The sequence below is a fragment of the Variovorax sp. dw_954 genome, assembly GCF_018449755.1.
GTDB lineage: Bacteria > Pseudomonadota > Gammaproteobacteria > Burkholderiales > Burkholderiaceae_C > Variovorax.
The window spans coordinates 80,426-94,528 of sequence record NZ_JAAVVD010000005.1 but is presented as its reverse complement, the minus strand read 5'-3'; the positions used below and the strand labels follow the sequence as shown (position 1 = coordinate 94,528).

12 protein-coding genes and 3 pseudogenes are annotated in these 14,103 nt (G+C 64.7%); 4 read left to right on the top strand and 11 right to left on the bottom strand.

Annotation, left to right across the window (positions count from 1 at the left end; all coding sequences use genetic code 11):
- Nucleotides 1-134: 134 nt before the first annotated feature.
- The 8 genes from HB681_RS10460 to HB681_RS10425 form a co-directional block, all read right to left on the bottom strand.
- Nucleotides 135-914 (bottom strand): DUF3800 domain-containing protein, encoded by a 780-nt coding sequence (locus HB681_RS10460; protein WP_256734903.1) that lies wholly within the window; start codon nucleotides 912-914, stop codon nucleotides 135-137.
- A gap of 55 nt (nucleotides 915-969) precedes the next feature.
- Complete coding sequence (locus tag HB681_RS10455; RefSeq protein WP_213954746.1) at nucleotides 970-1,989, bottom strand: exostosin family protein; 1,020 nt, start codon at nucleotides 1,987-1,989, stop codon at nucleotides 970-972.
- Between the two features lie 43 nt (nucleotides 1,990-2,032).
- A complete protein-coding gene (locus HB681_RS10450; protein ID WP_213954745.1) occupies nucleotides 2,033-2,296 on the bottom strand; it encodes a hypothetical protein in 264 nt (87 codons plus the stop codon).
- Between the two features lie 113 nt (nucleotides 2,297-2,409).
- Nucleotides 2,410-2,862, bottom strand: coding sequence for a response regulator (locus HB681_RS10445; protein ID WP_213954744.1), 453 nt, complete (start codon nucleotides 2,860-2,862; stop codon nucleotides 2,410-2,412).
- Nucleotides 2,863-3,421: 559 nt separating this feature from the next.
- On the bottom strand, nucleotides 3,422-5,335 hold the full coding sequence (locus tag HB681_RS10440) for a CHAT domain-containing protein (protein WP_213954743.1): 1,914 nt from the start codon (nucleotides 5,333-5,335) through the stop codon (nucleotides 3,422-3,424).
- A gap of 1 nt (nucleotide 5,336) precedes the next feature.
- A complete protein-coding gene (locus HB681_RS10435; protein WP_213954742.1) occupies nucleotides 5,337-6,815 on the bottom strand; it encodes a metallophosphoesterase in 1,479 nt (492 codons plus the stop codon).
- A 301-nt stretch (nucleotides 6,816-7,116) separates the two neighbouring features.
- Entirely contained in the window at nucleotides 7,117-8,439 is a 1,323-nt protein-coding gene (locus HB681_RS10430) for a DUF3443 domain-containing protein (RefSeq protein WP_256734902.1), read from the bottom strand.
- Nucleotides 8,423-8,929, bottom strand: a complete 507-nt coding sequence (locus tag HB681_RS10425; protein WP_345944656.1) for a DUF2844 domain-containing protein — start codon at nucleotides 8,927-8,929, stop codon at nucleotides 8,423-8,425. Before HB681_RS10425 ends, HB681_RS10430 begins: the two co-directional genes overlap by 17 nt.
- 398 nt (nucleotides 8,930-9,327) lie before the next feature.
- Here HB681_RS10425 and HB681_RS10420 point away from each other — a divergent pair, with 398 nt between their 5' ends.
- The 3 genes and pseudogenes from HB681_RS10420 to HB681_RS38045 all read left to right on the top strand — a co-directional run.
- The gene (locus HB681_RS10420; RefSeq protein ID WP_213954741.1) at nucleotides 9,328-10,236 is read left to right on the top strand and encodes a lipase family protein; all 909 of its coding nucleotides are present in this window, start codon (nucleotides 9,328-9,330) and stop codon (nucleotides 10,234-10,236) included.
- A pseudogene (locus tag HB681_RS10415) lies at nucleotides 10,233-11,330 on the top strand (transporter substrate-binding domain-containing protein); the annotation flags it as partial. The gene HB681_RS10420 and the pseudogene HB681_RS10415, both read left to right, overlap by 4 nt.
- A gap of 15 nt (nucleotides 11,331-11,345) precedes the next feature.
- Nucleotides 11,346-11,459: pseudogene (locus tag HB681_RS38045) on the top strand (IS5/IS1182 family transposase); the annotation flags it as partial.
- Nucleotides 11,460-11,468: 9 nt separating this feature from the next.
- Here HB681_RS38045 and HB681_RS38040 read toward each other — a convergent pair.
- The 3 genes and pseudogenes from HB681_RS38040 to HB681_RS10405 all read right to left on the bottom strand — a co-directional run bounded on the left by HB681_RS38040 (nucleotide 11,469) and on the right by HB681_RS10405 (nucleotide 12,813).
- Nucleotides 11,469-11,600, bottom strand: coding sequence for a hypothetical protein (locus HB681_RS38040; protein ID WP_256734917.1), 132 nt, complete (start codon nucleotides 11,598-11,600; stop codon nucleotides 11,469-11,471).
- A gap of 32 nt (nucleotides 11,601-11,632) precedes the next feature.
- Nucleotides 11,633-11,839: pseudogene (locus tag HB681_RS10410) on the bottom strand (carboxyvinyl-carboxyphosphonate phosphorylmutase); the annotation flags it as partial.
- Complete coding sequence (locus HB681_RS10405; RefSeq protein ID WP_213954738.1) at nucleotides 11,839-12,813, bottom strand: tripartite tricarboxylate transporter substrate binding protein; 975 nt, start codon at nucleotides 12,811-12,813, stop codon at nucleotides 11,839-11,841. The pseudogene HB681_RS10410 and the gene HB681_RS10405, both read right to left, overlap by 1 nt.
- Before the next feature lie 247 nt (nucleotides 12,814-13,060).
- Between HB681_RS10405 and HB681_RS10400 the strand changes: the two genes are divergently transcribed.
- Nucleotides 13,061-14,071 carry a Ku protein gene (locus HB681_RS10400; protein ID WP_213954737.1) on the top strand — a complete coding sequence of 337 codons (1,011 nt, stop codon included), beginning with the start codon at nucleotides 13,061-13,063 and terminating at the stop codon, nucleotides 14,069-14,071.
- Nucleotides 14,072-14,103: the final 32 nt, after the last annotated feature.

Sequence of the window (14,103 nt, the reverse complement as noted above, 5' to 3'; positions counted from 1 at the left end):
CCGAGACGCGCGGGGCAAACCCTTACGCACACATCGACGGCGAAAAGTCGTGCAAAATGGTCTGCAAATGGGTTGCGGGTTCGCGACCGGCGTCAGGCTTCTGGGGTATCCCGGGGGCCTTTCTGCTTTGTGGGCTATGGAAAAATCTTCAGCCCGTTGCCGGCCATCGTGTGGCCGCGCATTCCAGTGAAGAACTTCGGCTTCAGCACTTCAAACGCCTGGTTGGTCTGCAGCGGCCGGATCACGGACAAGCCAATCGGGCGCGCCGTCAGGTCGGCCAGTTGCAGCCCCTCGGAGTTGGTCTTCTTGTCCGCGATCACGATGCTGAATGGGTAAGGAGTGCGATTGCGGTTGTCGCCATCACACACGCGCCGGAAGGCCAGTTCGAGGTCGGTGTCTTCCTTGGCCCCGCGCGCTTCGCACACGACATGCGTGATGGCATTGTGCGGGGCGCCCCTCGACGACAAGAAGTCGTGCAAGCGCTCCAACCCCATCTGCAGCCCCAGGTGATAGGGGTGGATCGGCTCGGTATATCTCGCCTTGTGCTTGTTCTTGTCGATCACCACTGCAATCAGAGTGAAGTCGCAGGCATCGATCATGGCGCTCAACTTCCCCATGAACGTCATGCGCTCGGCCGGGCCGAAAGCCGCGAACGGACCGCGCTGGCGCACGATGTCGGCCTCGTGAAAAACCACCATGTCGTGGCCGAAAGTCTCGAACTTCAGACGGCGAACGGCCGGCGTCAACGTGTCGGCGTAGCAAGCCTTCGCGAAAACGCAGAACGACAGGACGAACACGGGATAGTCGGGGTTGATCGAGGTGAGGCTGTGGTCGCCGCTCTCATCTACGAAGACGATGTAATCACCGAACATCCTCCAATTGTCGGGGCCATAGCGGTTGCAGGCTTCGCACAACCAATGCGTCCTCCGTGTTGGCGATAAGGTGGATGTCGAACTCGGCGGGGACGGCCTACTTGTTCAGGTCGTAGGGAAACTTGACGCCAAGCATCCGGAAACCTGCGAGAACCGTGTTCCGAGCGGCAAGCCGCAACTCCCCTTTCAACTCGGTCGCACCACGATAGAGCGGGTAGACGGCTCGAATGAGACGTTCGCGCCCGTCATCGCGGTGACGCACGAGGTCGCGCAGTTGCCGCTCCATCGTGGCGCCGAACGCGGAGTGAGAAAAGTGTCCGTTGAAAGCCTTCCGGGCAGCCGCGCCGCGCTCCTGCCATTCGTCCGCATGCGAGCGCACGATCACATCGAGTTCGCGGTACCGGGACTCTTTCACGAAGAGGCAGAAGCTCCAGTCCACGCCGTCCACCGGTATCCAGCGGTCGGCCAGCACGATCGGTGCGCAGCCCAGTTCCATCGATTCGAACAAGCGGATGCTGGAAGCGCTTGCGCCGCGCGGGCAGAGGACGAACTTGGACGCCTGCATGGTCTCGATGTAGCGCCGCTGCTGCGCGCTGTGCTCGGGTGACGCGTCCCGCGACCAGTGCTTGTAGTGATCTGTGGATTCAACCAATGCATCCGCGATGGTCAGCGACCTGTAGTACCTGAACAGCCGCTTGCGCAGCATGGAGGTGCTGCCGCCCATGAAGCTGTAGAGGTAGCGTTTTTCCACCTGCGCGTCCTTCAGGGGCGAGATCCAGGCGTTGCGCGATCCGAGCGGCGCCTCGACCAGGGAAGAGAACGGACCGGCGGTCAATGCGCGCCCGCGCGACAGCAGGGAGCGATGGTTGGACGCATACAACGAGGGCATGTAGTAGCTCAGGATGTCGCCGTCGGAGATCGCCACGCACTTTTCCTTGTGCGACTGGAACACGGGGGCACTGGCGAAGATTCGCGAATCGTTCTCCGGCATCAGGATGACTTCTGCTGCCGCCGGATCGCTGGTGAGGACGAAGTTGTCGAACTGCCCGAGGACAGCCTTCAACTTGTCGCCGAACGTCGCATCCGGGCCTGGGGTTGAAACATGGACTTTCAGCATGCGTTACCTATGGGTTGAGCCTGCAAGGATGTCGGGGCGCCGGTCAGAATCTGCCCTGGCCGTCGCCGGTTCGGTCATGAACCCAGCGCACGGCCTGCTGCTCCCCATGCCGCCAAGCCTCGTCTGCCGATGCGTACGGGTCGGCATCCACCGGCAACGCGACCTGCTCGACGCCCCGCAGGCCGGCGCGATAGAGGACATGAGGCAGGAACAGGTCCGCCCCGGTACGCTGCACGCTGATGCGGAACTCGCAGTCGTGGTAGCGGAAATCTCGATCGCCGGTATCGCCCATGCCCGTGTCACTCATGCGGATTCCTGTCAAAAGCGCCGACGTTCCCCCGCTCGATAGAGCAGCAGGGCAGGAGCGAAGGACGACTTCATGAAGGACAGGCGCCCGACTCGCACGACTGCGCACGCCATTCACGCATCGGCGCAGCGAAGAAGCGCCTCGGCCCGGGCCAGCGCGCCTTCCAGCTGCGCCGTGGTGTAGGGCTTGCGCAGCCAGATCGACCGCAGCGATCGATCGCGGGGCGGATCGCTCCCCGTGGCGAAGATCACCGGCAGCGATTCGAGCCGACCCAGCTTTTCAGCGAGGTCCAGGCCCGAGAGGGCCGGCAGGTTGACATCGAGCAGCAGCACGTCGAACGCTCCCTCGGAGAAGCGGGCCAGCGCGCCTTCGGCGCTGCCGACCCCTGCCGACCAATGTCCCAGCAGGCCCAGCAGTTCCTGCGTCAGCGCAAGGGCGTCCACGTCGTCTTCCACGACCAGTATTCGCAATCTGCGGGCGGCCTTCCTGCGCGGCGAAGGAGCGTCCGGCACGGGAAGCAGCACGTGGCGGCCTTCGTCCGGCCGATGGGAGATGGAGCTTTTCATAGGATCGATTCGCCCGTCATGGGGGTTGGCCAGCTCCGCTCGAACAGGGGAGCGCGTAATCCTGACCCAGGCGCGGCCGTCGGCACGTAGGAACATTTCTCGAATCGCCCGAAGCCCCGTCAGAATCGCCTTTTCGTCGCGCCTTGTAGAGCGCCCTCGTGGGACTTTGGACACGGACACTCGCCAGATGCGTTGCATCATCGCCGTCGCGGACGCCGGCAGCCTCACCCGGGCGGCAGAGCAGTTGGGACAGGCGCGGCGCGTCGTTGACGGACGCCGGGCATGCCATCGTCTAAGACCTGCGTGCCAGCCTGGCCCATGGCGACGCCGCCGCCGACCATGCTCGCGCGATGGCGCAGGGGCGCGGAGGCAGGCTGGTCATCGGCTTCGTGACGCATGCGGTCTACAAGGTGCTCCCGCATGCGCTCGATCGCCTGCGGCGCGAGTACCCCATGTGGCGGTGGTCCTGCGCGAGATGAGCAATGCCGAACAGGTGGCGGCGCTGGCCTGCGTCGCCGCCGGCATGGGATGGTCCCTGCTTCCCGCTGCACTCCTGCGGTCAACGTCGCTTCAGTGCATCGATGGCTGCTTGCGCCAGATCCTTCCACTGCTCACGCGGCCAATGGTCCAGGTAGCGCTGGAACTGGCGCGTCGTGGACATGATCTGGAAGGGATCTTCCGACAGTTCCCGAATACGCGTGCAGTGCTCGACGATAGCCTCCATCGCCGACTCGGCGGCAACAGGCTCGTGTTCGTAGACGACGCGCAAGAGTTCGATTTCCGCCAGCGTCCCATGCGCCCAGACACGATCGGCCGTCGTCCCGTTGGCGAGCTTCCACTGGGCCAACTGCCAGGCGACCCCCCACCATCGGCGATAGGTCTTGACGGTGGATTCCAGTTCGGCGGCGTCGGTTGCCAGGTCGGGCGTCGCACAAACAGAAAGAAACTGCGTCATCAGCCAATGATTCTCCGGCTCGACCTTCAAGGCGGCAGCGTAGTAGTCACGAGACAGGCGGTAGGCGTCGGTGCTTCCGCCCACATCGCCAGACTGTTTCAAGAAGATGGCAATCCGCTTCTCGCTCGCCGCCCGCATGCCCATGCGCTCCGCGCGCTCCTTTGGATTGCGCTGCGCCGCTGGCTCGTTGAACCAGATCTTGAGGTCGTTGCGGATGTCGGTGCAAAGCTTGCGAAGTTCCGCCTTGACCTCGTCGCTCTGGTTCTGTGCGACCAGGTCATCCATCCGCGCGAACATGACCTCCATCTTTGCCTTGGTCTGGCGGCTGCGGAAGGCGTCGACCTTCGACTCGAGGTCGTCGGATATCGTCGCGTAGGCCACGATGCTGACCCAATCGTGCGTGCCAGGCAGGTCGATGCGCAATCTCTGCCTGAGTTCGTAGAGCACGGCGCGTGGGTCATCTCCGGAAAGCAATCCCCTGTAGATGCACTCCGCGGCGATGCTCGAGGCGCGCATCCACAGCGGAAACTGCGAGGCGATCACCCACGGTATGTCGCTTGCATGCAACTCGTGCGCAATGCTGCCTCCGGGCGTCAAGACCGACCCCGTATTGCCTGAATCGCAGGTCGCCAGTGTCACGACCGTCGGAGGCTTCTTGGCCAGGCCGCTGGATTTCAGTCCCTTCAAGGCCATCGCCAGGCTCTGACCGTCAACCACCGAGTAGCCGACGCCGCCTTCGTCTGCGCTCAACGCAAGGCCGAAGCGGCGCCCCTCCGATCGTGGCATCGGCACGCCATGCGCCAGGATGTGGACGTGGGTGAAATCGTCTTTTCGACAGTATTCGCTGATCTCGCTGGCTGTGGCATTTGGCAGGACCGTCAGCATCTCGCGCACGTCGCGGAGGCTCTCCTTGTGCGACTCGCGGACCTTGATCCACGGATCGATGGCTCGGCGCAACGCCTCGAGATGCTCTTGCGCCGGTACCGCCGCAAGCTCGCGAGGCGACGCGAACGCGAAGAGGATCTTCGGCTTGCGATTCCACTCGAACTGCAGAGGACGCCCGCGCCGTACTTCGCGCGTCATCGTCGTGGGTGTGCTGAGCAGCAGATGCGCGCCCGACCCCGAGGTATCGGCTGGCGCCATCGTCGCTTCGAAGGGAACCAGGCCCAACTCGAAAGCGGAGATGACCAGCCGGATGTTGACGAGGCGGGAAGCGTTGTTCCGGGCATTCCCAAGCTCCGACACCAGGGCTGGGATCTCTGCCAGCACGCGCGCGACCGTTTCACCCAGTTCCTGGAGTTCCCCGGTGCTCTGCGATGCCGAGACCGCGGAGCCGTCGACCTCGTAGCGCAGCCGATCCAGTCGCCTGAGCAGCTTGTCATGCTCCAGCGGGATGCGGACGCTGACCGGGGCGTCCGCGCCGCACAGCGCCAGGTAGGGCGTGAGAGGAGAAAGCAGCTGGTTGTGCGCCGGCCCGGTCCGCAGGAACTCGAGCTTGATGTCGTAGATGTCGCTCATGTCAGTGCCTGCTGAAGCTTGCGACGACACGAGGCGCCCCTGAGCCATCGCCTTCGACGTGGGCCAGCGAACCCACCACTTCGCCGTCCGCCCGGCAGATGGACACGGCACTGGTCTGGTCCAGCACGAAGGGCTTGTCGCCGGCGAAGCGCTTCTCGTCGATCGCCTTCATCGACCCATCGACCAGGACGTCGTAGACCGGCGCGAAGGACGCCTCGTCGCGCAACATGTCGGGCGTCAGCCGCAACAGCCGGATCCAGGTGCCGCTGTTGAAGTAGTAGCGGCCCGCGCCCATGTCGATGGCACGCTCCAGGTGCGTGTGGCCGCAGACGACGAAGTCGATCGCGGAGCCGACCGACTCGCTCACCTTCGTGTAGGTCTCGTCGCGGTCCGTGAGCTCGAAGCTCTTGTCCTTTGCCAGCCAGTCTGCCAGCGCGCGTCGCAGCGCCTCGACCTTGGTCACGCCCGTCAGCCAGCCCGTCAGGCGGTCCCAGGCCAGCTGCGGAACGCCCAGGGTGCCATCCGGCCCCACCGCTCTCTGGACCGAGGCGTCGTAATTCTTCTCGGCCAGCATCAGCATGTCGTCGGCCGGCCGCGCGACGCCCTGCTTGAGGTTGGGGCCCAGCATCTGCTCCAGCGTCGGCCCGGCGCTGGCCGCCGGCGCCGGTGATTGGGCCTGGTCCGCGGAGAGCCGTGCGTCGACCTGCGCGCTGCCCCGGCTGCGTTCTCCGGCCACGCCGAACAGGCCGTCGAGCTTGTTGGCCCGCGTCGGATCCAGCACGAGCAACGCGCCCACCGCCGCCGACGTCTCCGGCTTGAGCAGGTCGATCCATGCGTACCTGCGCTTCACGGCGTTCATCACGTCCTTGACCATCCGCGTGCCGGCATTGGGCTGCCATGCATCCTGGGGGAGCGGCTGGCCGGCATTCATGTGGCGCGACACCCTGGCGAGGTCTTCGTATCGGTTGTAGTTCCAGGGGTCGACTTCATTGCCATGGATGCAATGGACACGGGAGCCGCCGACGGTACAGGTGAAGCCTGCGCCAGCGGTCGAGAACTCGATGCGCGAGCGCGCGATCGGGTCGCCACCCGCCAGCCGCGCCTTGACCAGGCGCTGGACCGGCGGAAAGGCGATCTCGATGTCGTGGTTTCCGATGACGATCACCAGGGTGCGTCCAGGCAACTTCACAAAGCCCGCGAGCGCATCCCAGATCGGTTCGAAGGCCTCGTCCTTCATGATGCGGCTGACGACATCGACGGCGTTGTCGATGGCAACGTAGCCGGCGCCTTCCTCGGCAAGCGTGTCGAACACGTCGCCGTTGAGCACCAGTGCCAACTGTCCTTCGGGCCTTTGCTGGCCCAGCCGTGCAACATGGTTGGCGAGCCGCCGGGTCTCCCGGAGGATCTGGAATCCGGGTCGCCCACCCATGTGCAGGTCGGAGATGACATGCACTTCGTCGAAAGCAGGCAAATCATTCATCGAGGCGCCCTTCTTCTTGTTTCGGTGTGCCAAGCAGCGCAGAGAAGCTTGGCACAGCCTTCGCGAGGCGACAAGGTTCGAAGAGCGGCGGCTCCCTATTTGGATGGACGAGCGGAAATCGCCTGGGCCAAGGTCGTCCAGGATCGCATTCCGGATCAGCGAGGCGAAGATCTCCGGCGATGTCCCTCGGCTTCATCAGCTTCGCGCTGATCGCCGATGCGCTTCAAGGGCCCGCATCGCCCCCCCGCCGACCGCTCGAGATGCGAGCGCAAGCCTGTTCGTGTTTCTTTGTGCCGTCGAATCAATACGCGACGAACGGGCCCATTCCAGCCGGCGTCGAGGCGCCTTCCAGCGCGGTGAACACGTTGCGCCCGTAGAAGAACGGCAGGCCCCAGTCGAATCCGTCGGGTCCCGGAAGATCGCCGGCGATGTTGCTGAATGCGGTCGCGAACGGATTGCCGTTGAATTGCTTCTCGGCATTGGCAACGCTGAAGCTCACGGCGCCGTTGGTGCCGTTGGTGCCCTGGACGACGGCGGTCAGCACCTGCGTCGAGGCCGGACAGTAGAAGCCGAATTCATCCGGGTCGCTGCACATCGGAAGCAGCGTCGAATTGAAGAAGTAGTAGTTCGAACCGCTGTCGATGAAGCTGCTGTTGGCATAGGTGTGCCCGTTGAACGTCGTCGTGAAGTTCCCTGACCCGTCGACGCCATACGCATGTGCGCCGCCCAGCGCGTTGTTGCTGCGCGTGCCGATGCCGAACACCAACGAGCCGCTCACGTTGATGGCCCCGATCGCCGGGATGGCCGGCAACGCGATGAGCACGCCGTTGTTGTCGGACGCAAACCTTGCCACCGGATTGCCGACCTGCCGGGCAAGCGGCATGGCCGTCGGACTGCAGGCGCCGGCGCCAGCGGGACACGCGTAGTAGGCGCCCGGCAAGGCGGCCGAGACACACGCGCTCCCGCAGTCTTCGCGGAACGATTCAACGCCGAGCATGCCGTTGGCGCCGAGGCTGGTCACTGTGTTGTTCGGTGCACCCGCATTCGAGCAAGTCGCGGGAGCTGCGCCGACAGCCGGGTCGCCGATGACCTGCACCGGCACCGACGACGCCGTCTCGTCGGCCATGCTGACATCGGCCAGCTTGACCGAACCCCAGGTGTAGTCGCCGATGAACTGCGCGCATTCCGCGTAGGCGTTGTTCGAGGCGTCGGACAGCGCTCCCAGTGCCGGGAGATTCGTGAGCACCGAGGCCACGAGTCGCAGCCCGCTCGATCCGGTGTCGAGCATGATGTGGTCGATCACCTGGCAGGCCGACGTGCTTCCGGGCGCGCAGACCTTGACGCTGACGAACGGGATGTTGACCGAGCCCGTGACGCCGGCCGGGCCGCCGTCGACGACGATCGCCGTGACATTGGGCGCCTGCGGCGTCGCCGGTGCCGCCGGAGCGCTGCTCGCGCTGGTGCCGGCGGTCGCGGCGGTCGTCGCAGCCGCGGCCAGGACTTGGCTGCTGCCCGCGCCGCCGCTCCCTCCTCCGCCGCACGCGGCTACCACCAGGGCACAGAGTCCCGTCGCCAGCATCGGGACCATGCGGCGCACCACGCTTCGGTCAGCGTATGTCTTCAATGTCGAAGCCCTCCGGCAGTTGGCCCGGCAGGTACGCCATGCCGGAGAAGGCGCGCATGTGACCGCCCGAATGAATGACCAGCTCGGGCTTGCGTACCGACAAGCTGCCACTGGCATGCGGCACCCTGCGGGCGGACTCGACAAAGTCGTCGAAATGATCGCCCAGCACTTGCTTCAGGTCGGGCATGAAAGGGCCTTGCCAAGCCACCGCGAATACCTGTCCGCTGGCCGCGGACACGAACTCGCGCACCGCAGTGGCTGATGGCAAGGTGATCTCGTGCACGCTGTAGCCGGAGCCGTCCTTTTTCTCGCGCCGGGCATGCATGTGGGTCTGGTCGGCCCCGACAGAGGACTCGGTACCGCCCAGCGTTGCGCCCGCCTCCAGCGGAGACAGCATCGCCAGCAAGGACACCAACATGAAGCGACGAAAGATCGGCGCGACGCGCCCATCGGAGGAACCGCAGTCGCGGTGCGGCGAGAAGATGTCCACGCCCCATGATGGCCGCGCAAACTGTCTGTCGCCTGACCATTCGCTGACGGGTTGCTTCAGGCCGAGTCATGCAATGCGCGTGTGGGCGGTGGCTCAGAGGCCAGAGCAGGACGGGTCAAAGTGCAGGACTACGCCATGCATTGCGATCGTATTCCCGTTGAACCGCTTCCTTACCCCCAACAGGGCCACTGCAATGCTCCTACAGGAGGGGGACAAGCGCTCCTCTGTGGGCACGCCCTGGAGGCGCAGCCGGCGCACAATCGACTGCGCTGCGAGTGATCGACATCGAGTACATCTGGTACCAGGACACGGACCAACGGGCCAACTAAGACCCGTTGCTCGGCCGGTTCGTCCATATTCCTGGCCTTCTGCCAGAGCTGATCGAGAAGGAGAGCATCATGATTTCCGACCCCGCCGATGCAGCCTTGGGCCTGCTGGTGATGTACGCGGCCGACATGTACAAGGGCGCACCCGCACAACTGGCCCCGCCTGTCGATTCCCGGCTGGCGGCGAACTGGATCGTCATTGGTTATTTCACAGGGATCGATGCCATCTTCAGAAAGGGATTGCCGACCATGGCCAAGGGGCAGGAAGTCTGCTACGGCGTGCTCGTCGCGAGCAAGGCGAATCCGCGGCAATTCGCGGCCGTGGTGCGCGGGACGGAAGGCATCGCGGAATGGATCGAGGATGCCGAATTCCATCCCATGCCGTACCCGAACGGCCCCGGTACCGTGGAGGCCGGCTTCTGGGGCATCTACCAGTCCATGATGTTCAAGGTCGATGCGGACGACCCCGGCAAGAAGGCCTGCGACGGCATCGCTGCGGCCGTGCCGGCCGGCGCCGAACTGATGGTCGTTGGACACAGCCTCGGAAGCGCCTTGGCCACGTACCTCACGTTCGACCTGGCACGTGTCTCGCGCGCCGGGCGGTGGGTATCGGCGCGCCTGTTCGCGTCACCGCATCCGGGCGACACGGCGTTCGCAAATGCATTCGACAGCACTGTCGGCTCCGACCGCTACATGCTCTACAACTATTTTCTCGACGCTGTCCCACGCGTCCCGTTCGGACCGGACTATGACCATCTTCCCCATGTGACCGACCTGCGCCCGAGCGAAGCACAGGCGCGCATTCGCTTCGAGCTGGCCTGCAACCACCACATCGTCTGCTATTGCGCGATGCTCGACTACCAGCAGACAAACAGCGTGCCTTTGCTCGGCATCGACCAGACTTGCAGCAGTTGCATCAAGGGGCCGGCCTCGAGCACGCTGCCGACCGCGTCGACCGCGTCGATGATTCCGCATCCATGAATCGTTTTGCTGGCAGATCCGGACAGATTCGCGCGGCGATGCTTGTCGTCGTGCTGCTGACTTCGACACTGCCCGGATCGCCGGCACGCTCCGCGACAGAGTCCAGGCTTCCTGACAGGCCCTTGCGCGTTGCCACCAAGCCGATCGCGCCCTTCGTGCTGCCGGCGACGGATCCGCCGGTCGGATTCAGCATCGATCTCTGGGCCGAAGTCGCACGGCGCATGAACCTTCAATACCAATGGCTTGTCGTCTCGACGGTGCCGGAGCTGCTCCAGGCTGTGCGCAAAGGCGACGCCGATGTGGCGATCGCCGCCATCTCGATCACGCCGGAGCGGGAAGAGTTGCTCGATTTTTCGTTTCCGTACTTCGATTCGGGCCTCCAGATCATGGTGGCCAGCGCCGGTCGCCAAGGCGCAATCATGAGCTCGCTGCGTTCGTTCCCGTGGCTCGCGATGGGCGAACTGTTTGCCTTTGCGGGCGTGGTGATCTTCGTGCTGGCCAACGTGCTCATGCTGATCGAGCGACGCCATGCCAATCCGAGCTTTCGCAAGCCCTACTGGAAGGCCATCGGCGAAGGCATCTGGGGAATCATGCTGATCTTTTCCACTGGCGAGCACGGCGACCGGGAGACCTCACGCGTGTGGAAGCGGATCGCCGTGGCTGCCATGTGGTTCCTGGGTGTCTTGCTGGTTGCGCAGATGACGGCCACCGTCACCGCCACGCAAACTGTCCAGCGACTGGAGTCGAATATCCGGGATATCAACGATCTGGCGGGCAAGAAGATCGCGAGTGTTGCGGAGACAGTGGCCGGCGACGAACTGAAACAGCGCGGCCTGCCCTTCGTGGCCGCAAGCGATCTGGCCGACGCGGCACGCATGCTGTCGCGTGGCGACGTGGTGGCCGTTGTCTACGACTCGCCGACGCTCCATTACTGGGTCGCGACACAAGCAAGCGGCGACATGCAGGTGGTAGGGCCGATCTTCCGGCCCCAGAAGTACGGCATCGCCGTCGCCGAAGGGAGCGCGTTGCGCAAGCCCATCAACGAGGCGCTGCTGAAGATCTACGACGACGGCACCTACGAACGCCTGCGTGCCAAGTGGTTTTCGAAGGAGAGATGACTGCGCGTCCTCAAGGGCTACCGGCGCATCTTCTCCCGCTTCGAGAAACTCGCTGTGATGTTCCCTGGTTTCATCAGCTTCGCACTGATCGCCGATGGGCTTCGTTCGTGTCAACTAGTCCAGCCGGATGTTGTTGTCCTTGGCAACCCGCGCCCACTTGGCCAGTTCCGCCCGGCGGAAGCTCTCCAGCTCCGAGGGCGTCGAGCCGATCGCTTCCGCACCCGGCGCGACGAGGCGCGCATTCACCTCCGGCGCCTGGACGACCGCTGCGAGAGCCCGGCAATGTCGGCCAGGCTCACGAAGCCGAGATCGGGCAGGCCGTAGAAGGTGTTGGTCACGCCTGCGCCGCTGAGGTAGACGGCCTCGAAGCCGGCATGCTCGATCACACGGGCAGCCAGGGCGTTGGCCGCGTCCGGAACCATCAGGCCTCGGCGTGCGTCGACGAGCTGGCGCAAGCGCGTGCCGGGAGGCGTCGCGGGGGACATCATTCGTCCCGCATGCCGGTCGCCTTGACCACTGCGCCAAGGCGAGCGCGCTCTTCATCGACGAACTTGACGAAGCTGGCGCGCGTACCGCCGATGGGCTCGATGCCGACCTTCTTGAGCCGCTCGATCACTTCGGGCGATTTCATCGTCTTGTCGACCGCCGCGCTCATCTTGTCCAGGATCGCCGGCGGCGTTCCGGCCGGCGCATGGATGCCGGCCCAATGCGCGATGCGTATGTCGCCGAAGCCCTGCTCGGTGGCGGTGGAGAGTTGCGGATAGGCGGCGATGCGGGTGGTCCAGGTGTCGGCCAGGGCCTTGAGCTTGCCGCTCGTGATGTAGGGCAAGGCGACGATGCTGGCCTCGGAGGTCGCATCGACCTGCTTGCCGATCACCGCGGTGATCGACTCGGAGCCGCTCTTGTAGGGGACGAAGTCGAGCTTGGCCGAGTATTTGGTCTGCAGGATGCCGCCCACGAAGTGCGGCGTGCTGCCGGTGCCCGCGGTGGCCCAGTGGAAGCCCTGCCCTTCCTTCGACGCAGCGATGAATTCCTTCAGGTCCTTGTAGGGCGCATCCGCCGCGACAAGCACCACGGAGGGCGCGAGGCCGATCATGACGACCGGCGTCAGGTCGCTGTCCTTGTAGGGCAGGCTCTTCTTGATCATGCTGTTGGACACGACGCCTGCTGCGCTCACCAGGAAGGTGTAGCCGTCAGGCGCAGACTTGGCCACGATGTCCGCCCCGAGGCTGGTGCCGCCGCCGGGCTTGTTCTCGATGATGACGGGCTGCCCCAGCGCCTTGGACGCACCCTCCGCGGCGATCCGCGCCATCAGGTCGTTCGCGCCGCCGGCCGAGAATGGCACGATCAGCCGTACCGGCTTGGTCGGCCAGGCGGGCGGCGTTTGCGCGAATGCGCTGTGGCTGTTTGCGGCAATGGCCAGCGCGCAGCAGAAACCGATGCGAAAGGTGGGGGTCATGGGGCGAGGTCTCCGTAGGGTCGTTGCTTTGGGGAAGAGCAAGTGTCGGTCCGCGCATCCATCTTCGGAACCGCTATTCTGTTGAGTTTCCATAAGTGCTCGTTATGACGACTTGGGGGGCAAGGCTGCGGACGGGTGCACGGCGCGGATGTTGGTGGGGACGACGAAGCGCCAATGGCTGACAGAAAGTCATCGTCGGAGGCGCAAGGATGCGCAAGGACATCCCCCCTGAACCGATGGAAAGCCGATGGCTACCAAGCGCACCACCAAGACCGCCAAGGCCGCCTCCAAGGCCGCCTCAAAGACCACCGCCAAGGCCGCCCCCAAGGCAAGCCGCAACCCCGACGCCGGCAAGGCCCCAACTTCGACCCGCTCGTTGTGGAAAGGGGCCATCAGCTTCGGCCTGGTGCATGTGCCCATCGCGCTGTACTCGGCCACCGACGAAAGCGACCTCGACTTCAGGATGCTCGACAAGCGATCGATGGACCCGGTGGGCTACAAGCGCATCAACAAGAAGAGCGGCAAGGAGGTGGCGATGGCGGACATCGTCAAGGGGATCGAATGGGAGGATGGGCGCTTCGTGCTGCTCTCGCGCGAAGAGATCGAGCGCGCCTATCCCAAGACGACGCAGACCATCGAGATCGAGGCCTTCGTTCCCATCGACGACATCCCCTTCGTCTACCTCGAGAAGCCCTACTACACGGCGCCGGTCAATCGCGGGCAGAAGGTCTACGCGCTGCTTCGCGAGGCCCTGGCGGCCACGCGCAAGGTGGGCGTCGCGAAGGTCGTCATTGCCAACAAGCAGCATCTGGCGCTGCTGATGCCGTGCGGCCCGGCGCTCGTGCTCAACCTGCTGCGCTGGGGCGGCGAGATCCGGTCATGGGAGGCACTGCAGTTGCCGCCGCAGGGCGTCGAGGCTGCCGGCATCAAGCAAGGCGAGATGACGATGGCCACGCAACTCATCGATGAAATGAGCGCGAGCTGGAGCGCCGACCAGTTCCGCGATTCGTTTCATGCCGAGATCATGAAACTGGTCGAGACCAAGGCCTCGGCGGGCCACGTGGAACAGGTGGAGAAGATCGAGGCGTCTCCCGCCGGTACGCCGGGCAGCGGGAACGTGGTCGACCTGACCGAGTTGCTGCAGCGCAGCCTGGGCAAGAAGGCCGCTGCGCAGCCCGCAGCCAAAGCCAAGGCGCCGGCCGCGAAGGCGCCTGCCGCAAAGAAGTCGCGCAAGCCGGCCCAACGGAAGGCGGCTTAGGCAGCCCGCATCCAGGGAGGCGGGCTGTTGCC

Excerpts from the sequence above, each read along its gene's own strand:
- HB681_RS10455 (WP_213954746.1), bottom strand. The coding sequence starts at position 1,989 with ATGCTGAAAGTCCATGTTTCAACCCCAGGCCCGGATGCGACGTTCGGC.
- HB681_RS10450 (WP_213954745.1), bottom strand. The coding sequence starts at position 2,296 with ATGAGTGACACGGGCATGGGCGATACCGGCGATCGAGATTTCCGCTAC.
- HB681_RS10445 (WP_213954744.1), bottom strand. The coding sequence starts at position 2,862 with ATGAAAAGCTCCATCTCCCATCGGCCGGACGAAGGCCGCCACGTGCTG.
- HB681_RS10400 (WP_213954737.1), top strand. The coding sequence starts at position 13,061 with ATGGCTACCAAGCGCACCACCAAGACCGCCAAGGCCGCCTCCAAGGCC.
- HB681_RS10405 (WP_213954738.1), bottom strand. The coding sequence starts at position 12,813 with ATGACCCCCACCTTTCGCATCGGTTTCTGCTGCGCGCTGGCCATTGCC.
- HB681_RS10435 (WP_213954742.1), bottom strand. The coding sequence starts at position 6,815 with ATGAATGATTTGCCTGCTTTCGACGAAGTGCATGTCATCTCCGACCTG.
- HB681_RS10440 (WP_213954743.1), bottom strand. The coding sequence starts at position 5,335 with ATGAGCGACATCTACGACATCAAGCTCGAGTTCCTGCGGACCGGGCCG.
- HB681_RS10420 (WP_213954741.1), top strand. The coding sequence starts at position 9,328 with ATGATTTCCGACCCCGCCGATGCAGCCTTGGGCCTGCTGGTGATGTAC.